Raw genomic sequence first — 24366 nt, 5'->3', positions numbered from 1 at the left:
AGCCCTCGATTCCGAGGGCTTTTTTCATTTATACCGAGCACTTTGCTTTTTGAACATTTTGGCGTAGCGGCCGTTTTTGTTTATAAGTTCGGTATGGGTGCCGGTTTCGATGATGGAGCCGTCTTCAATTACAATTATTCTGTCGACGCTGCGGCAAAGGGCCAACCTATGCGTAACAACTATTGCCGTTTTTTTTCTCATAAGCTCAATCATAGCTTCAAGAACCTCGTGCTCGGAGTCGGGATCAAGGGCTGAAGTAGGTTCATCCAAAAGAATTATTTCCCTATCAGCCCAAGCACAGCGCATTAGGGCAAGCCTCTGCCATTGTCCGCCCGACAAATCAAGCCCGCCTTCAAACTGTCTTGTAAGCAGGGTCTTAGGTTCTAACATGGAATTTGCTATCGGAAAGCACTTACAAAGCTCTTCAAATTTAAAGGCATCTATCTTAAATTCTTCGATTTCTCTCTTAAAAGAATCCGCTTCAGCGTTAAATTGCTCGGCAATTTCGGAAATTGCTGCATTTTCTTCAAAAGTCATAGGAAAACGGGCAAAGTCTTGATAGACGGCTGCAAAAGACCTTCTTAATTCATTAACCGCAATATCTTTTGAATTTTTCCCATTAAAAAAATAAGCTCCTTCAAAATCGGGATACATTCCGCTTATGATTTTAATCAGGGTAGATTTACCGGAACCGTTTGCCCCGACGACGGCTATCTTTTCTCCTTTTCTAATTTCAAGGTTTATATTTTTTAAGGCCTTTTCTTCGCATTTAGGATAAGAAAATGAAAGCGATTTTAGGACTATGGTATTTTGTTCTGCTTGAGAAGCCTTCATTTCCTCATCGCAAGGACGGTTTTTGTCTATTATAGTTTCATCGTAATTTATAACATCGAAATAAGGCTTTAGCCTGTTAAAATCGCTTTTAAGATCGACACCGAATAAAAGCACAGTAAAAGCATTTTGTCTTAGCTGAATAACCGCCGTAACCGCAAAAACAAAGGCTCCCGTTGTTAAGGCATTTCGGCTTACAAGTATGTATAAGTATGCAATCACTCCGCAATCCACAAGACCCTCAAAAATATGCGCCAAAAGTGTCATCCCCATACTCTTATTTCTAAGATGAGAAGTTTCCTTTAAAAGATTATATCTATTCTTTTTCCATCTTTTTAGAATAAAGGAAGCGGCATTCCAAAGGCGTATTTCTTTTGCAAAGGCAGAATCCAAAAGAATGTGCTCATGAACGGCCGCCTCCTTGTAGGACTCTCCGTTTTGAATTTCCAAGGCCCATAGCCTTTCTTCAAGGTTCCATTTTATAATTAAGCTCGGTAAAAAACCCGCAATCAGAACAAGGGGCACCCACCAAGCTGTCGTAATTCCAATCCATAAAAAGGGGAGAGAGCCAAGCACTCCCGAAAAAAGCATGGCAAGCGAATTAAAAAAGCTGTTAAATTTTGGGATGAGCTGATCGGCCAGTCTTAACTTATTTAAAAAGTCGGGATTTTCAAAGATGTCGATGTACGCATATTTTGAAACCTTTTCCAAAAGCCTTTCTTTCATCTCCAAAAAGATTTTTCCCTCCATATAGGTAGAATAGGTCCAGCGGACAGCTTCGAAACTATCGTTTGTAACTAAAAAAGCTCCTATAAAGATTATGTATAGGATGACATTTTGAGCTTGAGAAAGGCTTGAAAGAGCGTCGATTGTCTTTGAAAGAGCCCAAAAACTCACAAAGGGAGCCAAGGCCGACACAAGAGCCAAAAAGAACAAGACCGCGAGCTGCCTAAAAGGCAGTATCGAAAAAAAATTGTTTTTAAAATTTAAAGGCTTTGAAGTCATTTGATTTTACCTAAGTCGAGTACATTATAAATAAAGAAATGTTATTGTCAATGCTTGGAAATCTCTTAAATTTATTGTAAGATTAACGAAGATCTGCCATAAACAAAATCGTAAAGGAGCTCGAAGATGAATAAAGAAATAATCATTTACACTACCGAAGACGGAAAGGCAAAGATAAATCTGCAAAAAGAGCATGGTACTGTATGGCTGAGTCAAGCGGAGATTGCGGAGCTTTTTCAAACTACAAAGCAGAATATAAGCAAACATATCAAAGCAATTTTTGACGATGGCGAACTGTACGAAGCTTCAACTGTCAACTATAAGTTGACAGTTCAAAACGAAGGACAGAGAACTATTCAAAGAAAAATTGCCTATTACTCCCTCGATATGATTTTAGCGATAGGCTATCGGGTGCGGTCGGTTCGGGGTGTACAATTCAGAAACTACGCAACAACGATTTTAAAAGAATACATCATTAAAGGCTTTGCCATGGACGATGACAGGCTCAAAGACCTCGGAGGCGGCAATTATTTCAAAGAGCTTTTAGACAGAATCAGGGATATCCGTTCAAGCGAAAAGGTTTTTTACCGACAGGTCTTGGATTTATTTGCAACGAGTGTCGACTATAATGCTAATACCGAAGAGGCCAAATTATTCTTTGCAACTGTACAAAACAAGATGCATTATGCAATACACAATCACACGGCAGCCGAATTAATTTACGGCCGCGTAGATAGCGAAAAAGAATTTATGGGGCTTACGGTTTTTAAAGGAGAACTTCCCACTTTAAAGGAAGCAAAAACGGCAAAAAACTACTTGACAGAAAAAGAGCTTAAAGGCTTAAATAATTTGGTATCGGGATATCTGGATTTTGCCGAAAGGCAAGCAGAAAAAGAAATTCCTATGACAATGAAAGATTGGATAGAGCATGTAGATAAAATACTTGAAGCTGCAGGGGAGAATCTTTTAACCGGCAGTGGAACAGTCTCTAGACCACAGATGGAAAATAAAGTAGAAACAGAGTATAAAAAATATTCGATGAAAACCTTGAGCCGGGCGGAAAAAGATTATCTAAATGAATTGAAACGGCTTGAAAACCTTGCTAAAAAAGGCGAAACGGAAAAACATTAAAAAAATTTCTTAAAAACACAATAAAAAATAGTAAACATACTTGATAGTTTTACAACTTACATACAAAAATCATCATTAAAGTAAATTATGAAGATTTATAATTTACTTTAATGGCTTAAAGTAAATTATAACTTGTTATTTTGGTAAATTTATGTTAAAATGAGCCTATTAGGAGAAAAAATGGATATAAAAGACTTTAAATCTGGCTGCTTAAAACAAGGATATAAATATCAATATTTTATGCCTGAAAAAATAAATCATGATTTTTCATGGGAAGATCCCTCTATCAACACTCTTTTAGAAAAAGCTTCTTTTCATTTAGGTGCATTAAATTCTTTTTCATCTTTGGTTCCGGATGCAGATATGTTTATCATAATGCATATTTTTAAAGAATCTGTTATATCGAACCGTATTGAAGGAACTCGTACAAATATTGAAGAAGCTTTAAATGAACAGAATAATTTGGACCCTGAAAAAAGAGATGATTGGCAGGAAGTTCATAATTATGTAAAAGCCATGAATAATGCAATACAGGAGCTTGAAAAATTACCGCTTTCAAATCGATTGATTAAAAATACACATAAAATATTACTTTCAACAGGAAGAGGAGAACATAAAAGTCCGGGAGAATTCCGAATTTCTCAAAATTGGATAGGCGGAACAACTCTTTCAGATGCAGTTTTTATTCCTCCTTCACATGAAGAACTTCCGGATCTTTTGTCGGATTTTGAGCTTTTTTTAAACAACAACAATATCAACATTCCTCACTTAATACGCATTGCAATAGCTCATTACCAGTTTGAAACTATACATCCTTTTTTAGGCGGAAACGGCAGAATCGGAAGACTTTTAATAAGTCTTTATTTGGTACACAGCAAGGTTCTACAAAAACCTCTTTTGTATATTTCCGATTTTTTTGAAAAAAATAAAACCCTTTATTATGATAACCTCACTTTTGTCCGTACAAAAAATAATCTCCCTCAATGGATAAAGTATTTTTTAGAAGGAGTAAGTCAAACTGCCGAAAATTCGGCCCAAGCATTAAAGAAAATAATTGACTTAAAAACCGATTTGGAAAAAAACAAATTAGTTTCTCTTGGAAAACGCACTAAAACCGCAAACGAATTTTTATATCTCCTTTTTCATAGTCCCGTCATAACAAGTGCTTCTCTACAAAAAGAAATGAAAATTACCGCCAAGACAGCCAATAGCTTGATAAATGCTTTTATTGAACTAAATATACTAAAAGAGCGGACCGGTTATTCACGAAATAGAATATTTGTTTTTGATAAATATGTTAAACTTTTTATGTAGAATAGCTTTTTTCCATCACTCTTCTATAAATCTCCTCGTTTTCCTTTCCAAAGCAAACGATAAAAACCTTCATATTCTTATGCTCTTTTAAAAAGACGGAAATTTCTTTTAAGGCAATTTTTGCAGCTTCTTTCTTAGGATAACCGTAAACTCCTGTACTTATACAGGGAAAGGCTATGGACTTACAGCCGTATTCAAGAGCCAAATTTAAGCATGATCTATAAGAACTAGCTAAAAGTTCAGCCTCTCCGTTTTTTCCGCCTTCATAGACTGGTCCCGGGGTATGGATAACATATTTTGAAGGAAGTTTATAAGCCTTTGTTATCTTAGCTTCCCCTGTCTTACAGCCCTTTAATTTTCTACATTCTTCCAATAATTCAGGACCAGCAGCGGCATGAATAGCCCCGTCAACCCCACTTCCGCCTAAAAGAGTAGTATTTGCAGCGTTTACAATAGCATCAACCCTTAATTTTGTAATGTCGGCATTAATTATTTCTATAGATAAAATACTTGTATTTTCCATAAATTAGATTATAACACAAAAAATCAAAATAAAACACTCCATTTTGAGTGTATAACCTCTGTATTTTTTTTAGAATATATGTTAATATATAGTTCGGTTTTGTGGATAATTCTTTTACCGCTGTATAACCAGTAATAAAATGTTTATAATTTTACGGACTTATAAATATTATAACTCTATATTCAATATAGAATTAAGCAGCTTATCAACAAATTCACAAGGCTTACTACTATAACTACTAATATTATAATATAGATATTATAAAACAAGGAGAAAAAATATGAAAATAAGTTTTGACAGAGACGCTCTTTTAAAAGAAATCTCTATCGCTCAGGAAATTATCGCTACAAAAACAGCCCTTACGATCCTTTCAAACGTATTGTTATCCGTTAAAGATGGAAGCCTTACAATAAAAGCAACCGATATAAAGGTAAGCTTTGAAACAAAGATACCCGTAAATATCATTGAAGAAGGCTCAACAACAGTTTTTTGCGATAAATTCGCCGGTATTCTTTCATCCTTGCCCTCAGGTGAAGTAGAAATAGAACAAAAAGATCAAAAGCTCACAATAAAATCGGTAGTAAAAAAGGCTAAATTCCAGCTTAAAACAATACCGGAAAACGACTTCCCTGCATTTACAGAACCTACAAATGTAAACTTCTTTAATATTCCTACAAAAGAATTTAAAGAAATGATTCATCAAACTATTTTTTCGGTTTCAGATGATGAAACTCGTTATTTTATGAACGGTGTTTATATTGAAAACAAAGAAGATTCTTTATTCTTTGTTGCAACTGATGGAAGACGCCTTGCTCATATTAAGAAAAATTTCGGAATCCCTATCCCCGAATTTAAAGGAGTAATTGTTCCTCCTAAAATTTTAAACATCATCAATAAAAGAGCATCCGATGAAGGAAATATAGAAGTAGGAATAGGCGAAAAAAACATATTCTTTAACTTTAATTCTTATAAATTCTCCTCCGTTTTGATTGACGGCCAATTCCCGAACTACGAAAGGGTAATCCCTGAAAATCAAAACCTTTCTTTTGAAGTTTCAAGAACCGAATTTATCGAAGCCTTAAAGCGTGTTTCTCTTTTGGTAGAATTAAAAACAAGAAGAATCTTTTTAAACATTCTTCCCGGTTCTCTTATAATTTCTTCTCAAGAAAACGAAATAGGAAGCGCACGTGAAGAAATTCCTTGTAAATATGACGGCCAAGAGGTTATGCTTGCCTTAAACTATGTTTATATCGAAGACCCATTGAAAACCATAAGTTCGGACAGAATAAAGGTAGAATTTACCGAAGCTATGAAGGCTATTACCTTGAAGCCTGAACCGGAAGAAGACTTTTTCCATATAATAATGCCGATGCAGACGGAGTAAGGTTCTAAGTGCCCTTTCTTTCCGCCTCTTTCTATAATTTTAGAAATCTGGAAAATGCCACAGTAGATATTTCTTCCCCCGAAGTTTTTTTGGTAGGAAAAAACGGACAGGGGAAGACTAATTTTTTGGAAGCTCTCTATGTTTCTTCCTATGGAACTTCTTTTAGAACCCGCTCTTTAGCTCAAATATGTACAAGGGACGAAAAGGAGTTCAGCGTAAGGGCTCTTTATAAAGAAACCGATCAAATAAGCCATACAATTTCGATAATAATTCAAGATAAAAAAAAAGACATTCAAAAGAATTTTAAAAAGATTAAAAATTCCAAGGAATTGATAAGTACGATTCCCTGTATCCTTTTTCATGGAGACGATATAGAATTTGCTGTCGGAACCCCTTCCCGAAAGAGGTTTTTTATAGATCAATCGGTTTCGCTTTGTAATTCCGACTTTATAGAAACCTTAGTAAGATATTCAAAGGCCTTAAAATCACGAAATGTAATATTGGAGCAAAAAAAGGCTTCTCTTTTAGATTCTATAGACGAAATTTTTGCTTCCCTTGCTCTTTTAATCACAAATGAAAGAAAGAATATCGTAGATGAGTATTCAAAGCATTTTTCTTCAATTTACGAGGATATAAGCGGCGTTTCCGGTGTAGAAATGGTTTATCGTCCCTCCGTTAAGGTAGAGACTGAAGAAGATTTGCTCATTTTGCTTGCCGAAAAACGCCAGAACGATTTAATCGATAGAACAAGCTCTGCAGGGCCTCACCGCGACCGCATTCATTTTATAAAGGATAAAAAGCCCTTTACCGAAAGAGCCTCAAACGGCCAAAGGAGGCTTATCTCCCTTGTTTTAAGAATGATTCAAGCCAAAATCTATTCCGAAAAAACCGGCCGAAAGCCTATTTTTTTAATGGACGATATTCTTTTAGAACTCGACCCCGAAAAACGCCAAAAATTCATGGAACTCCTCCCCCCTTACGAACAACTCTTTTGCACCTTCCTCCCCGGCGAACCCTACAAAAACTACCAAAAAGAAAAAACTAAAATATTTTTTGTTGAAGATGGAAAGTTTAGTGTGGAGAGGGAGTAGAAATCTCTAAAATATGGATTGTAAAAAATTTAGTTTTGGGATATGATATATAAATAATGTTATAAGAATAATTAATCATTTACCAATAAATTTGTGTTAAATGAATCTGTAACATTTATTTAAACTAAAAAATAAAATCGTAGGAGGATTTTATGAAAAAAATGTTAATAGTTTTTGTAAATCTATTATTTTTAGGAATAATGGTATTTGGTCAAGTTGGTCCTAAAGGAGTAAAGGATGTTGTTATTGAGAATAGTGACATAAAGACATTACAATTAGCTTATGAGCTGGCAGATTATGGATATTCGAATGAATCAGCTTCAGCATTATTACAAGCAGCTGAAATTTTAGCACAAATTCCTAAGCAACCTGCAAAAGTAACAGCTAAACAAGAAGGGAAAAAAGGAAAAGATGCTAATGTAGCAAAAAAGAATTTTATTCCCAATGAACTAGTAAAAGATGCTAGAAAATTTGCTGGTAAAGATAAAACTATGTTAGCATGGGCTGATGATATAGAAAAATCTTTAAAAACTGTTACTAGAGGAGCAAGTGGTGGTGCTTTATATTCAGCTAGTTTTGCTTATGCTAATGGAGGAACTACATATTATGATTGGTATTTTGATGGAGGAAGACCTGCAGAAGTTGCTGTTCACTCAATGGATGGTGCTGATTTAGACTTATATGTTTATGATGAAAATGGAAATTTGATTGTGTACGATGAGAGAGCTATAGAAGGTGCTTATTGTTCATTTTTTCCTAAATGGACAGGCACTTTTAGAGTTATCATAAAAAACAATGCAAAATATAATGCCACTTTTGAGGTTTATACAAACTAGAAATATACTTTTTAAGGAGTGTCTCTACACAAATTGGGTTTTAGAGCCTCCTTAAAAAATCATCTAAATTCTGTGAGGGGGTGTTTTTATGACTAGCAGAAAATTAAAGGCTTTGTGTGTTATTTTTTTATTGTTTTTGAATATGTTACTACTTTGCGCTGAAGAAATTAAGATTTATTCAGATTCTAATATAAAAGTAAAAAAAAATCCTGTAACTTTTACTCCTGATAATAAATATATTTTGACATCTTTTGGTACGAATGGGCTTCATAAGATTGAATTAGTTACAGGAAGTGTTCATACATTATTTGACAGTATAGAGTCTTTTTTTGAAGAAGCAAATATGACTAATCATATTGTAATGCATATTGAGATTTCATTTGACAAAAAATACTTAGGCATAATTTCGGGAAATCCCTCTGGCGATGTTTCTATTGATCTAAAAAATGCTTATTTAGTTATTTTTGAATTAGATAATATGAAAGTTGTATTTAAGCAAAAAGTTTTTAATAATTACCTAAAACCTCAACCCGAGTTATTTGTAAGTAATTCGAATATTTGTGTGTTTCTTATGCCTACAAAAATTTCAGAGTGGGTTTTTGGAAAATATTATTCCGAAGTTGAAATATGCACCTATGATATTGATAAACGAGCTTATTTGTCAAGATTTAAATATAATATAAATGGAACAGAAATTTATGATATTGCAGTGAATAGATCATTACAAAATATAGTGATTTCATTTTTACCAGATACGGTGGAAGTTTTTGATTTTAATGGAAATAAAATAAAAGCTATACCAAGAAAAAATTTTGGTATGTTATTTATATTTACACCAGATGGTAAATTTCTTATTAATGAAAAAGGTGATATATGGGATGCACATACTTATCGAGAAATTACATCTAAAAATCAAGGCTGGTATCCATTTACTGATGGGTGGTATACATTGACTGATGACGAAAAATATTTATCATCAGGAGCAGTAATTTATAGCTTAGATGTAGATAATTTTGGCGAAGAAGTTTTTCAAGTCAATGGTAAACAAGTTCCTTCTGATCTTTTAAAGATTTATTCGTTTTCTTCAGATATGAAGTATATTGTATTTGGGTGTAGCGATAGGACTGTTAGAATATATAACACTAATCTTTCAAAAAAAGATGAAAAAAAAGATGTTTTAGATTATATTTATAAAACTTCTTATTTTGATGACGGTGAATGGATTAGTCTGACTCCTGATGGCTATTACAATGCTTCTATACATGGAGATGAACACTTAAATGTTAGATACGGATTAAATACGTTCGGATTGAATCAGTTTAGCAAAGCTTATTATCATCCAGAAGTGTTGGAAGCTAGAAGTAGAGGAGAGAAAGACCCTAACATAGTAAGGTACTTTGGGGACTTAAAATTGAGTGTAGCTCCTCCAATTGTAAAAGTAGAAGAGAAATTAACAGGCACAGTTGCAAAATTATCAGTTACTGTCTTAGATCCTGCTTTGAAGTATCCATTAGATTCTGTTCAAATCTTTATCAATGGCAGAATGCTTAGTTTTTCTGAATTGTCAAAAGCAAAAGGTAAAAAAATAGCAGTATCAGATACATCAATTGTACCCAAAGACAAAGCTTCAAATTTCTTGAATTTTGAAATAGAGGTTGACTTAGAACATGGTGAAAATCTTATTGAAGTGCTTGCAGATAATGAAGCATGTTATGGAATGCAGACAATAAATTTGACATCTAATGAAATGACACATAAAACAAAGCCCGATTTGTGGATATATGCAATTGGAATCAATGACTATGATAGTTTACCCAAGAATAGACCAAATAATGGCAGCGGATTGATAGACTTAAAAAATGCTGTTTCTGATTCAAATAAAATTATAGAAATATTTAAGTCTCAAAAAGGAAAAACATATAATAAAATACATGTATTACAACTTTCGGATGATTCTGCTCTAAAACCTACCAAACAGACCATAAAAGAAAATATGGCTTTTTTTGAAAAAATGGCCCCTAATGATATTGCTGTATTTTTCGTTGCAGCCCATGGCATTTCAGTCAATGGAAGTTTTTACATTTTGCCAAAAGATGTGTTTGTGGATTTGGATGGTTTGCATCCAAATTTGAATGGTTGCTTGAATGTTAATGATATCTTGCAAGTAACAAATATTCATGGAAGAAAACTTATACTTATTGATACCTGCCAGTCTGGTGGCATTGACAATAATATTGTAGTGAGAACATTAAAGAATAGAAGTACTGCAATATTTACAGCTGCAAGAGAATATGAGTATGCACAAGAATCTGAAGATGTAGGTGGACATTTTACACATTCAATCGTTTCTTGTGTTAAAGAAAATAAAAATAATGATATTTGTTTGCTCGATTTATCAAATTATGTATACGATGAAGTTAAACAGCTAAGTAAATTTGGTGGAAGAGGGCGTATTAGACAACATCCTGAGATATTAATACCGGATGGGATGAAAAATTATATAATTGCAAAGTAGAGATGAAAAAATGAATGTTTTATTTATTGGTGGTCATAGCAATGCGGGAAAAACAAGTTTGTTTTGTTCAATTAAACCTATGCTTAATATAATAAAAGAATAGCCTAATGGAGAAGACGGAAAAGATTATTTAGCTTTAGCTCAAGACAAGAATGGAAACTATTTTATACGCAATTCGTCTTCTGACCAGAAACAACAAATAGATAATTTAATAAATTTTATTGATGAGTGTAAAAAAGAAGTGAGTTTAATTAATAATCTAGTCTTAGCTATAAGAAGTGATAAAGATCCGATGCGTAATTATTTGTTAAAAGAATTGAAAAATAATCAACTTTTAGCTAATAAAAAAGACATAATAGAATTTCCAATAGCAAGAATACATTCTAATATTAGCAATAGTACATATGATTGGTATAAAAAAACAGCAAAAAATTTGATTTTTCGGATACTAAATAAAAGTCCATTTTTATTAAATATATGATAGGGAAACTGTTAGGTAGATTATGCTATCTGGTACTATCATACAAAATCTAATGAATTTAAAATTGGATTGGAGAAAGAATATGAAACATAACTTATTTATTCAACTATGTAAGTATAAAATGACAGAGTTTGTTACACCATTGGAAAATTTTTGTACAGAAGCTTTAGTTTGGTTAATTGAGCATCTTCTTGAGTGCGACAAAAGGATAGGTGACAAAATATTACAGCTTTTTGGCATTAATGAAAGTAAAGAAATTAATATTGAAACACAAGTTGCATATTACGTTAAAAATAATAACCAAAATTGTAAGTTAATACCAGATATACATATTACAGTAGATAATGACAAACATGTTTTTATTGAAGTTAAAGTAGATTCTGGTCTACATGAATCAAACATAGGTTGCAAAGATCAGTTAGATGATTATAACCTCTTAAAAAATGAAAGACCAAATTGTGAAGTCTATAGTTTGACTAAATTTAACTTATTAACGGAAAGTATAAACTCAGATCATCAAAAGAAATGGTCAGATATTTATAAAATTCTAACTCAATCGCGAGATGAGTTGGCTGTGCAATTTAGAGAATTTATAGAGGATAATGATATGGAAGGATTTCAAGCATTAAAATTTGATATTTCAAGGATAAAAAGTGAGCAAAACAATTTTAACGATATTTTGAGGCAGGCTTTTGAAGAATCTGAGCTTAATGGTACTTATATTTTGGATGAAAAAGGATATATTTATGCAGATGGAAATGGCTGGTATGTAAATAAAAAGAACAATGAAGATAATAAAGCACACTTTTGGTTTGGTGTAATTCCAAATGAAAAATCTTTTATGTCTAAAATTCTTTTTGAAGTTTTACAACATTCAGTAAAAGATTACGAAAAAATTTGTTTTAAGAAAGAAAAAGACTATTATAATAACATAATCATAGGTAACTTAAATTTAGACGAAGAAATTCTTGCACACGATTATTCTCGTGAAAAACAAATTCAAAATGTTAAAAATTGGTTAAATGATATTAATAAACAAATGAACGCCTAACATAGTTTTTAAATCCATTTACAGATTAAAGACCTGTCATACCGATTCCTATGGTATGGATAACGAATCAAATTTTACGATTAATTCTGTGGTAACAAGTTAATAAAATTCTTTTGATAATATTAAATAAATTAACACCTGACTTAATCTTTAAAAAAATGAATTTGTTGACAAAATCAAGATAAATATTGTATAATTATAATATGAAATTTAAGGTAGAGAAAATTCCTGAAGCAGAAAAAGAATATTTGGAATTAACAGACACTCAAAGAAAAATATTGGATAGAGATTTTGAAATTATTGAAACTATCGGTATAGAATTCGTAAAACGTAGATTTTTACAAAAAGGTATTTTTGAAATTAAAAGTAATGATATTAGAGCTTTGTTTAAATATAAGGAAAATGCTATTATTCTTATAGGATTAATATATGTAAAAAAAAGCCGTAAAGCACCTGATGATTTAATAAAGCTTGCTAAAACTAGATTGAAAGGAGAATAGATATGGATTATGTTTTTGTAAAAGATATGGAAGGATTTGTCGCTAAAAAGTTAAAATCACAGGTAGAATTTGATGAAAAAATCATATCTGAGGCGGAATATAAAGAATTGTCAGGTGATAATTATTATGAAGTTCATTTTGGGCATGGAGGTAAAAGACCCGGAGCCGGTAGAAAACAAAAGCTAGGCTCTCCCTTAAAATTTCAAATTAGAGTAACGGAAGAAGAAAAAGAATTTATCAGCTATGCACGTGAACATAACTTTGACTATAAAAAGGTTATGAAACAAAATCGGATTACAGAATAGTGAAACAAATCTTTATAAAAGTGTATAAAATAGTTTTTTAGTTACAATTGATTTTCAGATCAAAAATGGAACAATAATTCCAAGTTTCATCTTTTTATTTCTTGTTGGTGGATTTATAATCTTGAAAAATTGCTTATTTAAATATATAATATTAATACAAATGTATGAATACCGAATACTTAAAAGGAGTCAATAATGGCAAATACAACGCTTGTTCAATTCAGAGTTGATGAAGCTCTAAAAGATGAAGTTACTAATATCTATAAGCATTACGGACTCGATTTACCGACAGCCATCAGAATTTTTATGAAAAAAACGGTTGCAGTTAATGGACTTCCTTTCGATCTTAGAGATGATACAAATAAAAAAAATATCTGGCAATATTTTGGAAGCGGTAAAGATATCGAAATGAATATACCCAATGAACCAGATTTCTCTGCTGATACAAAATTGGAGGCAATGTGAAGTATTTTTTAGATTCAAATATTGTAATCTATTTTATAAAGGGAAAATTTCGTAAGATTGGAGAAAAACTGGAAGAACATGAAAAATATATAGTCATTCCGTCTGTTGTGCTTGCCGAGCTTGAGTATGGAGCAAGAAATTCCAATGATTATGAAAAAACAATTTCAGTTTATAAACCGTTTTTGGATTTATATCCGACAGCAGTTTTTGATAAAAAAGCATCGGTAGAATACGGAAAATTAAGAAAAATTTTATCTTCAAATGGTGTGATAATCGGTCCCAATGATATGATGATTGCAGCAACAGTTTTAGCAAACAACGGAACACTGATAACACACAATGTCGGGGAGTTTTCAAGAGTCGAAGGTTTATTAATTGAGGATTGGGCTATAGAAGATTTGGTATAACTATCAAAATTTAATCAATTTGTATCTTAAAGACTGCACAAAAAAGAAAAAAAAGTTGGATATACAATTTTAGTAAAGACCGAAAATATTAACTTCATAAATCAGTGCAACCGCACCGGAATGTTTCTGAAGCGGTTGCCTTCCTTACTGTGCGAAATTTTGAACAAAATTTCGCATATTTTTCAAAAAAGGGCAACCGCATCATGAGGGTAAATAAAATAGCAAAAAAATGGGCTGTGAATACCTCTCTTGCAGCCGCACAGCGGCGAAAGGCGGGTTGAACAGCCTATGTTTTTTGCGAAGATAAAACTATTATGCGTTTGCCCTGATTTTATATCATATTGTGTGTACAAATTACAGGTATTATGATATATTTAATATGGAGGTAACGAAAATGGCAATTACATTAAAAAATGTTAGAATTGATTTGAGAGCCAGCAGCCACCAAAAATCTATACTTGAGAGAGCTTCTGAGCTTAAGCATATTTCTCTATCTTCATATATTCTTTCGACTGCATTAAAACAAGCACAGAGAGATTTAACAGAAAATGAAACTCTTATACTTTCTAATCGGGATCGAGATTTAATGATTGCTGCTTTAGATAATCCGCCGGAACCTAATGAGGCTTTGAAAAGATTATTTCAATGATTAGTGATTATAGATTAGTTTCAATAAAAGAAATACAGCAAAAATCTCTACTTAAAAAATTTGATTGCGGTATTGAGCAATTAAATGAGTTTTTATCGCGATATGCAATAAAAAATGAGGAGTTGGGTATAGGTAGAACTTTTGTTGCTCTGAATGCCAATAACCGGATTTTAGGCTATTTTACTTTAGCTACAGCTCAAGTCGCTTATCAAGAGATTCCGGATGAATATAGAGATAAATTACCAAAATATCCAATTCCTGCACTAAGAATTGCGAGGCTAGCTGTTGATAAAGAGTTACAGGGGAAAGGAATAGGAGGATGGCTTCTTTCACAAGTTTTTATAAAGGTTATTCAAGTAGCAGATATAACCGGCCTTTATTTGATAATAGTAGATGCAAAAGAAACTTCAAAAAACTTTTATGAACATTACGGTTTTCAAAAATTCATGGATGAGGATTTATCTTATTTCATGGTGATTGATACAATCAGAAAAGCAATCCTCCCCGTCTTTTCTTAAATAATTTTTTAGGTTATAATAGGCTATGGACTTAAAATCGGAACTGCTTGAGATCGACAAACTCAAGGCAGAATTGGATTTGTTACGGCCTCTTTCGCTTAAACAGCTTCAAAACCTCAAAAGATTGTTTGATGTTGATTTTACCTATAACTCTACAGCGATAGAAGGAAATACATACAATCTTCAAGAAACGCGTATTGTGCTTTTGGAAGGTATAACCATCGGAGGCAAATCCGCTCGGGAACACTTAGAAATCGTTAATCATAAAGAAGCCATAGATTATATAGAAAAACTTTCAAAGAAGAATTTAAGCGGTTTTACCCGTAATGATATTTTAAATATTCATCATCTCATACTAAAAGGCATCGATACCGAAAATGCCGGCATTTTTAGAAAAGTTCCCGTTTATATTAGATTAAAAAACGGCACAATTCATAAATTCTGTGATCCGCTTAAAATTCTTGATGAAATGGATAACTATTTTAATTGGCTTTTTTCCAAAAAAGAAGAACATCCTGTACTTATCGCTGCCGAAGCACATACAAAGTTGGTTAGCATTCATCCTTTTATCGACGGAAACGGCAGAACAGCCCGCTTAATTATGAACCTCATCCTCATCCGATACGGTTTTCCGCCTGCAGTCATAAAGGTAAGCCTGCGAAATGAATATTTAGATGCAATCGAAAATTGGCAGCAAAACAATGATGAGATTCCTTTTAAAAAACTCCTCATTGCTTCTTTAAAAGAAAGTCTTGAAATATATTTAGACACATTAAAAAATAATATAATATGGAAATAACCTTTTCAGACCTAAAAACAAAAATCGATGTTCTCTTAAAACAAACATCCGAGGAAAAAATAATACCTATATTGCAAGATATAATGCATACTCTTTTATCCGGTTATGTATTTAAAAGAATATGATAAATAAGAATGGTGCGTATCGAAGATAATTATTTTACAGGCTTAAAAGAAATTAATAAACTTAAAAACGGCCTTTTTCCATTGATAAATCATACAAAATGATGTATATTGTATGCAGGAGGTACGATATGCCGCTTTTGTAAGTGCGGGAATGTCCTGAAGATATTTATAAAAAAATTACTTATGCCGCAAAAAATGAAAATAGAACTATTGCACAGCAAATCATTGTTTTACTTGAAAAAGCCTTGGGGCAAGAAGAATCAAACATTTCACGCCGAAAAAATATTCTAAAAAAGATTCAAAGCCGGGATGTTTCTTATGAAATAAAAATCGTAAATCCTGTAGAACTTATCAGAGAGGACAGAGACAGGTGATTATAATTCTTGATGTAAGTGCTGCAATAGAAATACTTTTTCAACGGGAAAAGAGCAGCTTATTCTCCGAGCTTTATTCTAAAGCCGGTTGGATTATAGCTCCTGATTTATTTGTTGCCGAGATCACAAATGTTTTATGGAAGTATTATAAAGCCGGACTTATAACATATGAAGATTGTATTCAATATGTACAAGACGGGCTTGATATGGTGGATGATTTCATTGATGCAAATACATTGTGGAAAGAATCTTTATCTGAAGGAATCAAAAATAATCATTCAATTTATGATATGTACTATTTGGTTTTAACTCGAAGGAATGACGGTACATTAATCACTAATAATACGGCCCTAGCTGAGATTTGTAAAAAAATGAAGATAAAAGTTTGTAATTAAAATTAGAGTGTATTATATGCAGGAGGAAAACACATGAACTTAATAGAATTTTTCGGAACTACGGTAAAGCCTAAAATTACTAAAGGCAAAAATATGCTCAATCCCATACCTACAGGGAAGATCACGGATGATATTTTTTGTATAAGAGATAAGGATGTAAATGTCTTTTTAATCAAAGCACAAAACTACTATATAGCCATAGATTCCGGCTATAAAAACAGTGAAAATCTTATTAAGGGTTTAAAAGAGCTTAATATAGACAAAAACGATGTAAAATACCTTTTTTTAACTCATTTAGATTTAGATCATGCCGGCGGCATTGACGGGAGATGTGATAATATCTTCCCGAATGCAAAAATATTTTTAGGAAAGGAAGAAGAAAAATACCTTAAGTCGATTTATTTCCGCAAAAAAGTGCTTTTTTTTAACCTTAAAACTCCTATCAAAATATTTAAAGATTATACCTGCCTTGAGGATGGCGAAACCGTTAATTTGGATGGGACTAGCATAGAAGCCGTTTTTACTCCTGGCCACACCCTCGGGCATCTTGCTTATATCTTGAACAATAAAATCATCTTTTCGGGCGATTGCCTTATAATGAATGATGAAGGCGGCTACAGTATGTATGACCTATGGAATATTGATACGGCACAAAATATCCGCTCGCTTTTTAAACTAAAAGAAATCGCCCTTCAAAAAAAATGTGAAATGATCATAAGTTCCCATACCGGTTTTACCGCCGATATTGACATGGCTTTTAAGCATATAGATAAGACTCCCGATTGGAAGGTCAAAGGATTCAAGTTTATCGAAAATGCCGTAGAAAATCTGTATGATTAAAAAAATATGAAGCTTTTTAAAACATCCAAAGAAATAGTAGATAATTTTTCTCAAAAATTTAATAAAATGCTTGAACTTACTTCAAATTTGGATGGAGAGCAAGCTTTATCCGTTTATGAAAGTTGGGAAAAAGTAATAGGCGATAAAAAATTAGCTTCTTATTGCGAGCTTTACGATATAAAAAATGATACGGCAATTATAAAAACCAAGCATACAGGCTGGAGTCAGCAGCTTTTAATGCGAAAGAAAAAAATAATATATAATTTTAATAAATTTTATCCTGCATTGGGTATACAAAATATATCGGTTTTTGTTGAGTCCGAATTTGAGCTAAAGAAAAAAGCAGATGTATCTGAAAATCTTAGAAACGGCTTGACAACGGATATTGAAGAAGATAATCAAAAATCAATTAACGAGCCCGATAAAAATCTCCCGCCCGAATTGGCAAAAGCTTTAAAAGATTTAAAAAAATCCATATTAAAAAAGAATAAGTAAAGTGCAACGTATTCACAGTTATTCAAATTTAATAAACAAGTTATCCACAAGCAAAAATTAGAATATTTTATAAAATCTTTTTATATCGATATCTTTTTTTTGAAAAAGGAAGAAAAAAGGTGATAAAACTCTAAAAAGTCTATCAAAAAGGCTATTTTAGGCTTATTTTTGCCTATCTTATAAATAAAAATGTTTCACGTGAAACATTGCTTTTATGCTTAATTTTAACCTAAGTTTATCACAAGTTATCCACAAGAGGAATTAATTCGATTTGGCACTCTTTTTGCTCTAGGTTTAAAAGAAACCTTTTTCTATCCAAGCCTGCAGAAAAGCCGCCTAATTTTCCTCCGGTGCAGATTACTCTATGGCATGGAATTATAATCGGTATAGGATTTTTCCCGTTGGCGTTTCCTACGGCACGGTAGGATTTAGGATTATTTAAATTTAGAGCAATCTGCTTATATGATAAAATTTTTCCGTAAGGTATTCTACAAAGCTCTTTCCAGACGGACCTTTGGAAGTCTGTACCTTCAGGAGCAAGAGGAACCGTAAATTGCTTTAAACTTCCTTCAAAGTATTGTTTTAATTCTTCTTTAGCTTGAGTGCAGATTTTTACGGCTTGTTCGACATTTTTTTGAGTTGATTCAGGAATCTGTATGACAGAATCCTTGTTTACAAATCTCAATTCTTTTAAACCGGAGTTATCGGCAATGATAAGTATCTTTCCGATAGGACTATCTATTTGTTCGTATATCATAATTTCCTCTATATCGTTGTTTTTCTCAGTTTCCATTTAAAAGTTTTTCCAAACAAGGCTCAATTAAAAAAGCTTGTTTTATTTCTTTAAATTCCTCTTTGGCTTTTTCAATAAGTACCGTTTTAGTTTTTGAGTTATCATCAAGCTTTACAGCCTTGATTAAAATGTTTTTAGGAGTATGTTCCGTTTCGATAAATTCCTCTACGCTTACTCTATATCCTTCCGATTCGAGAAGTTTTCCTCTGATTGTATCCGTAAGCAGGGAAGCAAATTTTTCTGTAATAATACCGTAATCAAGCATAGGGGAAAAGGACTTTATAACCTTGTCCTTATTTTTACGTATTTGGGTATTAAGCTCATGCTGGCAGCATGGAACCGCAAATATTATTTTTGTGTTGCTTTTGATTGCCTTAGCTATAACCAAATCGGTCGCAGTATCGCAGGCATGGAGGCTTATAACCATATCCGGATCCTTATCAAAGTTAAATCGGCCTATATCTCCGGCTTTAAAGACAAGATTTTTAAAACCGCATTCTTTACTTAAATTATTACAAAAATCTATAACATCCTCTTTTAGGTCCAAGCCGCATATCTTAACCGGCAAGCTTTCAATTTCAGTCAAATAGTAGTAAAGAGCAAAGCTTAAATAGGCCTTTCCGCAGCCGAAATCCGCAATCTGCAGCTCTTTCTTTTCTTTTAAAAGATCTTTTAGTTCGGGCAAAACCGATTTTATAAATTCCAAATACTTATTTATCTGCCGGAATTTATGATATTTGCTTTGAATTATTTTTCCTTCATCCGTAAAAAAGTTAAGCTTTTTTAAAAAGATAGGCATCTCGGAAGTGCTTAGAATATACTCCTTTTGCTTGTTATGCTCAAAGATTTCAGTTGACGATACATCTGCTTTATTTGGATGATTTTCTTTTTTTACAGCTTTTGTCTTAAAATGAATAAGCCCCTTATTGTTTTGCAAAAAAATAAGCCAGTTTTTTGAAGAACTAAATTCTGCAATCTTAAAATCCCAAAAAAAACTTTCTAGTTCTTTTTGCAAATTTTGAGGTAAAATATTTTTATGAAAAGCCTTTGTGCCTTCAAAGATTTCAAGCTGATATTGTTCTTGATTTTTTAAAACGATTTTTCTCAATTTTATCTTTTGAATCGGTAAATCTTTTTTTACTGGTTTTGAAAAAAAGCCCGAAATAATATTGTTCCCAATACAAAGTGCTGCTGCCTTTTCTGCTGATACTGTGTTCATAAGTTGCTCCGATGATATCTTATCATAAAGCTCTATCTGATACAAGACAGTAAAATGTTTCACGTGAAACATTTTATATTTTAATTATATAGATAAATATGTAACTAAAATAATTTTACTGTCTCGAAATAAGATAGATCTTATTGACATATTAAAAAATAGATTTTACCTATTGACAAAAAGCCCGTTTTTGGGTTAATATATGCCCTACATTTTGGAGCGATGGCCGAGCGGTTGAAGGCGGCGGTCTTGAAAACCGTTGTGCTGAGAGGTACCGGGGGTTCGAATCCCTCTCGCTCCGTTAATGTTTGTTATTGTACAAACTCTGGAGTGGTGCGAGAGCGGCCGAATCGGGCTCCCTGCTAAGGAGTTGTGCCCTTACGGGTACCGGGGGTTCGAATCCCCCCTACTCCGAACAAATTTTTTGAGGCTATAGCTCAGCTGGATAGAGCGTCAGATTGCGGATCTGAAGGTCGGCAGTTCGAACCCGCCTAGCCTCGTTAATAGCCGGCTGGAGTTTTCAACCGGCTTTTTTATTCGTGCGGAGGGTTTAATACCCCGACGCTCTGCGTCGTAACAAAGGGTATTAAAGCCGACTGCAACCACCTTATGAGAACAACATATCACGATGCTCTGCGTCGGGATTGTTGATTTTGGAGAGATGCGAGAGCGGTCGAATCGGGCGGTCTCGAAAACCGTTGTACCGCAAGGTACCGGGGGTTCGAATCCCCCTCTCTCCGTTTTATACGGAGATTGGTTTAGCCTCAAACGCATTCCTTAACTTTTGGAGAGATGTCCGAGTGGTCGAAGGTACACGATTGGAAGTCGTGTGTGCCAGAGATGGTACCGAGGGTTCGAATCCCTCTCTCTCCGTCCCGGGGCCTATGCAAGAAAGGTTTTTCGAACCCCGTCAGATCCGGAAGGAAGCAGCGGTAGATTAATTCTTTTTGTGCCGTAGTGTTCCCGGGTTTTTTATTTTAGCCTTATTGACCTTTTACAGAATAACTATTATCATATACCCATGGCCTTTGCAGTAAGTCAGCAGTTAAACAGATATTATAACTTGTATAAAGACATTGACGTAACTTTCTCAAAAGAAGTCGTTTCTACTCTTAATTTTGATCCTAAGCAGGTTTTTGTACGCTGCTCCGGCGGACAGTGGCCCTGTATTATCAATTCGGCTTCTATGACAAAGGCTAAGATAATTTGCGGTAAAAAGAGCGGTTTTATCGATAAGTTGAGAAACGGCACCACATCTGTCAATATAAGATTTGCTTTTTTTGATACGGAAGGGAAAGCCCCTCTTTCTTTTTTTGTTGCTGCTAAATTGATCGGAATTTCATCTTATGAAGCAGGAAATCATGATCTTGTTTTAATTACATTTGAATATACTCAACGGGCTCCTGATGACTTGATAGAAAAATTAGGTGTTTTACTTGAAGCCAATGTAAACTCGCAAAAACGTCAAAATGAGAGAATTATGCTTACTCCTGAGATAAGCAGGAGAATAGGTCTTGTAGAAAAAGGAACGGTTGTTTATGTAGATGCTATTCCTCGCCGCTGTCTTATCAGAGACCTTTCTTTTTCAGGCGCAAAAATACTTCTTGTAGGTGTTGCTAACTTTTTAATGAATAAAGAAGTAATCCTCCGTTTTGCCTTTGATGATCCGCATTCCGTATTTGGGATAAAGGGAAGAACTGTAAGAACCGAACCTGTTGAAGGCAGAAAGGATTTGGTTGCCCTTGCAATTCAATACTATCCGCAAAATATTCCGATGATGTATAAGATGTATTTGAATAAGCATTTTTCTGTTGTGCGCAAATCAACTTCTGGAGGGTTTGGAGACGACTTTTTAGAAGATGTAGAACCTCCTGCATCCTTTGCTCCGGTTTCGTCTCCTATAGATACCAATAAGGTTTCTCTAACGCCTCCTCCTGCCGATTCTGCTCCTCAACAGACTACTTAATCATAGACTTGCTAAAATTTCAAAATACCATATTTTAGGAGAAAAAATGCAAAATCCTATCGATTCGCTTTTATATGTACAAATATCGGCCGAACAAGCCGGTAAAATTTTTGAAGCTCTTGAGTCTTCTATTCCTCTTCCTATTCAATTATCCGACCCTAGCCGAAAAGAAAATTTTAAGGCCGAAAATATAAAGCCGGAAATGATTCTTGCCGGAATGCTTACCGTTTTTGCCTATGACAGAGAACATCCTAATATTCAGTATTATAGAAAAATATTTAATCTTCTCCGCCCCGATATCCGTAAAGAAATGACACAAGCTGCAATTATCAAAACTAAAAACGGAGATTTTGATATGGCCGAAGAGATTTTACTTTCTCTTGAAGGCTTAAATCCTGATGATGGTATGACCAAGTTAAATCTGGCTCTGCTAATGGAAGAACGCTTTCAATACTGTGAGATGAGAAATCTTTTTGATGATGCTTTAAACTTTAATAAAAGGGCCGAAGAGTTTTATTCTGAACTTATTTCTTTTGAACCGCCCATGCCGGCTGTGTTCTTTAATGCGGCTTATTTTTTTATGAAGCAAAAAAATTATATAAAAGCAAAATCACTTTTAAAAACATATTTGGAAATAGAGAATGAAGTTACGGAAACTGCTGAATTCCGAAAAGCTAAGGCTTCCGAATTACTTAAAAGTATTTTGGACCAAGCACTTGATGATGAACATTTTCAACAGGCTTACAAACATATTGATTTAGGTGAAGAAGAAAAAGCTGCCGAAAGTATAAAACTCTTTTTAAGAAAAAATCCTAAGGTTTGGAATGCTTGGTTTTTATTGGGTTGGGCTTTAAGGCGTATGAGCCGGTGGGAGGATGCCAAATCTTCTTTTTTGCAGACCATAGAACTTTTAAAGTCTTCTGAAATCCCGGATAAAAAACCTCTTTGCGATGCTTACAATGAACTGGCAATTTGTTGTATGGAATTAAAGCTTTTTGATGAAGCCGAAAAATATCTTATAAGAGCTTTGAGTTTAGATTCTGAAAACATAAAAATTATTTCCAACCTTGGTACCCTTGCCCTAAAACAAGGAAAACAGGAAGAAGCCGAAGCCTTTTTTAGAACGGTTTTAGAAATAAATCCTGATGATAAAATAGCTTTAAGTGTTCTGCAAAAAGACTAGTTTTTACATCGTCCAACAGAGAATTCTTTTAGGCAAATAAAGCAATTAAAAGCAGAATACAAAAAAAGCGCCGCCTAATTGGACGACGCTTTTTTTGTTTAATTTATTTTCCCTCTCTTAAAACATATGAAAGGCATAACTCTGCGGTGTTATAGATAGATTCAAAAAATGTTCTTTCAATACCGTGCGAGGTATAAACCGTCATACCGAAAGCGGCATGTTTTAAGTTATTGCCGTGTATAAAGGCACACATTCCATCTGTGCTATAGCGGTGGTAAAGTTCAACCGAATACGGAATATCTATCTCCTTTGCCATTTTAATCAGCTCGGTTGTTAAAGCTCTGTCATAGTTGAACAGCCTGTCGCCTGCTACAATGGAAACACTTCTTTCAGTGCCGCTGTTATCGGGCCCAATCACGCCTATATCAATTGCGGCGTATTCTCTAACCTCAGGCGGAACATAGGAGCCGCCGGCGTTTACTTCTTCGTAATAAGGGAAAGCAAAAAGAGTTCTGTATTTTGGTTTTTTGCCGGTCGTTTTTAAGTATTCTAAAACTGAAAGGGAGGCTGCAACAGCTGCCTTATTATCTAAAAAACGCGATCTTATTCTGCCGTTAGGCATGACTTCAAAATAGGGTTCGGGAGCAATCCAATCTCCGACTGAAATTCCTAATTCCTCAACATCTTCTTTTGAATCTAACTCTTCGTCCAATAAAAAACGCATATTAACATCAGTACGAGGCATATCCTTGGCATCATCAAAAACATGAACTGAGTGATGCTGTAAAGCGATGTATCCTGTATATTTTTTCATATCTCGGGTAAACAAATAGCACTTACTGTGCTCCAAACTATGATGGTTCAAGCCTCCTAATTCTTTTACCGAAAGCGAGCCGTCTTCGTTTATGCAACGAACCAAATAGCCTAACGTGTCCATATGTGATCCTACTAAAACCGTGCGGCTGTTATCTTTTCCTTCTGCTTCAATGTAAAAGCAGTGGCGCTCGTCTTCAAAACTTTTGAATCCCAAGCTATCGGCGTATTCCTTTAAAACGGGATTTCCCAACTCGTAAAATCCGACAGGGCTGGGTGTGTTGACAACTTTTTCCAGCGTTTCCAAAAGGTATTCTGCCTTAATTCGTTTTTTGTGTGCATCTAAAAACATAAATTT

General features: G+C 33.8%; 25 protein-coding genes, 5 tRNA genes and 1 other RNA gene. 26 read left to right on the top strand and 5 right to left on the bottom strand.

Annotated features, from left to right (window positions below; translation table 11 throughout):
- Window positions 1–24: 24 nt before the first annotated feature.
- Window positions 25–1836 (bottom strand): ABC transporter ATP-binding protein, encoded by a 1812-nt coding sequence (locus E4O04_RS01385; protein ID WP_253709211.1) that lies wholly within the window; start codon window positions 1834–1836, stop codon window positions 25–27.
- Window positions 1837–1962: 126 nt separating this feature from the next.
- Here E4O04_RS01385 and E4O04_RS01380 point away from each other — a divergent pair, with 126 nt between their 5' ends.
- Entirely contained in the window at window positions 1963–2967 is a 1005-nt protein-coding gene (locus tag E4O04_RS01380; RefSeq protein WP_253709208.1) for a virulence RhuM family protein, read from the top strand.
- Between the two features lie 180 nt (window positions 2968–3147).
- Window positions 3148–4281: a Fic family protein gene (locus tag E4O04_RS01375; protein ID WP_253709205.1), complete on the top strand. Its 1134-nt coding sequence runs from the start codon at window positions 3148–3150 to the stop codon at window positions 4279–4281.
- Here E4O04_RS01375 and E4O04_RS01370 read toward each other — a convergent pair.
- Window positions 4274–4804 (bottom strand): O-acetyl-ADP-ribose deacetylase, encoded by a 531-nt coding sequence (locus E4O04_RS01370; protein WP_253709202.1) that lies wholly within the window; start codon window positions 4802–4804, stop codon window positions 4274–4276. The two genes, E4O04_RS01375 and E4O04_RS01370, sit on opposite strands and share 8 nt — an antisense overlap.
- A gap of 280 nt (window positions 4805–5084) precedes the next feature.
- Here E4O04_RS01370 and dnaN point away from each other — a divergent pair, with 280 nt between their 5' ends.
- From dnaN to E4O04_RS01290, 16 genes are all read left to right on the top strand, one after another.
- Window positions 5085–6188 (top strand): DNA polymerase III subunit beta, encoded by a 1104-nt coding sequence (gene dnaN, locus E4O04_RS01365; protein ID WP_253709199.1) that lies wholly within the window; start codon window positions 5085–5087, stop codon window positions 6186–6188.
- A gap of 8 nt (window positions 6189–6196) precedes the next feature.
- Window positions 6197–7279 carry a DNA replication/repair protein RecF gene (locus E4O04_RS01360; protein WP_253709197.1) on the top strand — a complete coding sequence of 361 codons (1083 nt, stop codon included), beginning with the start codon at window positions 6197–6199 and terminating at the stop codon, window positions 7277–7279.
- Between the two features lie 152 nt (window positions 7280–7431).
- A complete protein-coding gene (locus tag E4O04_RS01355; RefSeq protein ID WP_253709194.1) occupies window positions 7432–8115 on the top strand; it encodes a hypothetical protein in 684 nt (227 codons plus the stop codon).
- Between the two features lie 88 nt (window positions 8116–8203).
- Entirely contained in the window at window positions 8204–10630 is a 2427-nt protein-coding gene (locus E4O04_RS01350; protein ID WP_253709191.1) for a caspase family protein, read from the top strand.
- 563 nt (window positions 10631–11193) lie between these two features.
- On the top strand, window positions 11194–12162 hold the full coding sequence (locus E4O04_RS01345; RefSeq protein WP_253709188.1) for a PD-(D/E)XK nuclease family protein: 969 nt from the start codon (window positions 11194–11196) through the stop codon (window positions 12160–12162).
- 203 nt (window positions 12163–12365) lie between these two features.
- Complete coding sequence (locus tag E4O04_RS01340; RefSeq protein WP_253709185.1) at window positions 12366–12662, top strand: type II toxin-antitoxin system RelE/ParE family toxin; 297 nt, start codon at window positions 12366–12368, stop codon at window positions 12660–12662.
- A 2-nt stretch (window positions 12663–12664) separates the two neighbouring features.
- Window positions 12665–12967, top strand: coding sequence for a hypothetical protein (locus E4O04_RS01335; RefSeq protein ID WP_253686164.1), 303 nt, complete (start codon window positions 12665–12667; stop codon window positions 12965–12967).
- Window positions 12968–13162: 195 nt separating this feature from the next.
- The gene (locus tag E4O04_RS01330; protein ID WP_253709183.1) at window positions 13163–13432 is read left to right on the top strand and encodes a type II toxin-antitoxin system RelB/DinJ family antitoxin; all 270 of its coding nucleotides are present in this window, start codon (window positions 13163–13165) and stop codon (window positions 13430–13432) included.
- Entirely contained in the window at window positions 13429–13839 is a 411-nt protein-coding gene (locus E4O04_RS01325; protein WP_253709180.1) for a PIN domain-containing protein, read from the top strand. The genes E4O04_RS01330 and E4O04_RS01325 overlap by 4 nt, the downstream gene beginning before the upstream one ends.
- Before the next feature lie 394 nt (window positions 13840–14233).
- Entirely contained in the window at window positions 14234–14488 is a 255-nt protein-coding gene (locus E4O04_RS01320; RefSeq protein ID WP_253686168.1) for a type II toxin-antitoxin system TacA family antitoxin, read from the top strand.
- Complete coding sequence (locus E4O04_RS01315) at window positions 14485–15006, top strand: GNAT family N-acetyltransferase (protein ID WP_253686170.1); 522 nt, start codon at window positions 14485–14487, stop codon at window positions 15004–15006. Before E4O04_RS01320 ends, E4O04_RS01315 begins: the two co-directional genes overlap by 4 nt.
- 25 nt (window positions 15007–15031) lie before the next feature.
- Window positions 15032–15805 (top strand): Fic family protein, encoded by a 774-nt coding sequence (locus tag E4O04_RS01310; protein WP_253686172.1) that lies wholly within the window; start codon window positions 15032–15034, stop codon window positions 15803–15805.
- A 268-nt stretch (window positions 15806–16073) separates the two neighbouring features.
- Window positions 16074–16304: a ribbon-helix-helix domain-containing protein gene (locus E4O04_RS01305; protein WP_253709177.1), complete on the top strand. Its 231-nt coding sequence runs from the start codon at window positions 16074–16076 to the stop codon at window positions 16302–16304.
- Window positions 16301–16699 (top strand): type II toxin-antitoxin system VapC family toxin, encoded by a 399-nt coding sequence (locus E4O04_RS01300; RefSeq protein WP_253686178.1) that lies wholly within the window; start codon window positions 16301–16303, stop codon window positions 16697–16699. The genes E4O04_RS01305 and E4O04_RS01300 overlap by 4 nt, the downstream gene beginning before the upstream one ends.
- A gap of 33 nt (window positions 16700–16732) precedes the next feature.
- Entirely contained in the window at window positions 16733–17539 is an 807-nt protein-coding gene (locus E4O04_RS01295; protein WP_253686180.1) for an MBL fold metallo-hydrolase, read from the top strand.
- Window positions 17540–17545: 6 nt separating this feature from the next.
- On the top strand, window positions 17546–18034 hold the full coding sequence (locus E4O04_RS01290) for a DciA family protein (RefSeq protein WP_253686182.1): 489 nt from the start codon (window positions 17546–17548) through the stop codon (window positions 18032–18034).
- A gap of 238 nt (window positions 18035–18272) precedes the next feature.
- Here E4O04_RS01290 and E4O04_RS01285 read toward each other — a convergent pair whose 3' ends face one another.
- The gene (locus E4O04_RS01285) at window positions 18273–18791 is read right to left on the bottom strand and encodes a methylated-DNA--[protein]-cysteine S-methyltransferase (RefSeq protein WP_371922271.1); all 519 of its coding nucleotides are present in this window, start codon (window positions 18789–18791) and stop codon (window positions 18273–18275) included.
- A 25-nt stretch (window positions 18792–18816) separates the two neighbouring features.
- Window positions 18817–20046, bottom strand: a complete 1230-nt coding sequence (locus E4O04_RS01280; protein WP_253709174.1) for a class I SAM-dependent methyltransferase — start codon at window positions 20044–20046, stop codon at window positions 18817–18819.
- A gap of 216 nt (window positions 20047–20262) precedes the next feature.
- On the opposite strand from E4O04_RS01280, the gene E4O04_RS01275 reads away from it, so the two are divergent.
- The 8 genes from E4O04_RS01275 to E4O04_RS01240 all read left to right on the top strand — a co-directional run bounded on the left by E4O04_RS01275 (window position 20263) and on the right by E4O04_RS01240 (window position 23195).
- Window positions 20263–20347: transfer RNA gene (locus E4O04_RS01275), tRNA-Ser, on the top strand.
- Between the two features lie 26 nt (window positions 20348–20373).
- Window positions 20374–20460 (top strand) — tRNA-Ser (locus E4O04_RS01270).
- 12 nt (window positions 20461–20472) lie between these two features.
- Window positions 20473–20546, top strand: a tRNA-Arg gene (locus E4O04_RS01265).
- A 155-nt stretch (window positions 20547–20701) separates the two neighbouring features.
- A tRNA-Ser gene (locus tag E4O04_RS01260) sits at window positions 20702–20786 on the top strand.
- 46 nt (window positions 20787–20832) lie between these two features.
- Window positions 20833–20919, top strand: a tRNA-Ser gene (locus E4O04_RS01255).
- Window positions 20920–21018: signal recognition particle sRNA small type (ffs, locus tag E4O04_RS01250), an RNA gene on the top strand.
- Between the two features lie 49 nt (window positions 21019–21067).
- Window positions 21068–22012 carry a cyclic di-GMP binding protein gene (locus tag E4O04_RS01245; protein ID WP_253686188.1) on the top strand — a complete coding sequence of 315 codons (945 nt, stop codon included), beginning with the start codon at window positions 21068–21070 and terminating at the stop codon, window positions 22010–22012.
- A gap of 46 nt (window positions 22013–22058) precedes the next feature.
- Window positions 22059–23195, top strand: coding sequence for a tetratricopeptide repeat protein (locus E4O04_RS01240; protein ID WP_253686190.1), 1137 nt, complete (start codon window positions 22059–22061; stop codon window positions 23193–23195).
- Window positions 23196–23298: 103 nt separating this feature from the next.
- Here the strand turns inward: E4O04_RS01240 and E4O04_RS01235 are convergent, their stop codons facing one another.
- A complete protein-coding gene (locus tag E4O04_RS01235; RefSeq protein ID WP_253686192.1) occupies window positions 23299–24360 on the bottom strand; it encodes a zinc-binding metallopeptidase family protein in 1062 nt (353 codons plus the stop codon).
- Window positions 24361–24366: the final 6 nt, after the last annotated feature.

Origin of the sequence: Treponema sp. OMZ 799, assembly GCF_024181365.1 — a bacterium.
Lineage (GTDB): Bacteria > Spirochaetota > Spirochaetia > Treponematales > Treponemataceae > Treponema_B.
The sequence above is the reverse complement of the archived record's forward strand: the minus strand, read 5'-3'. Positions and strand labels throughout refer to the sequence as shown.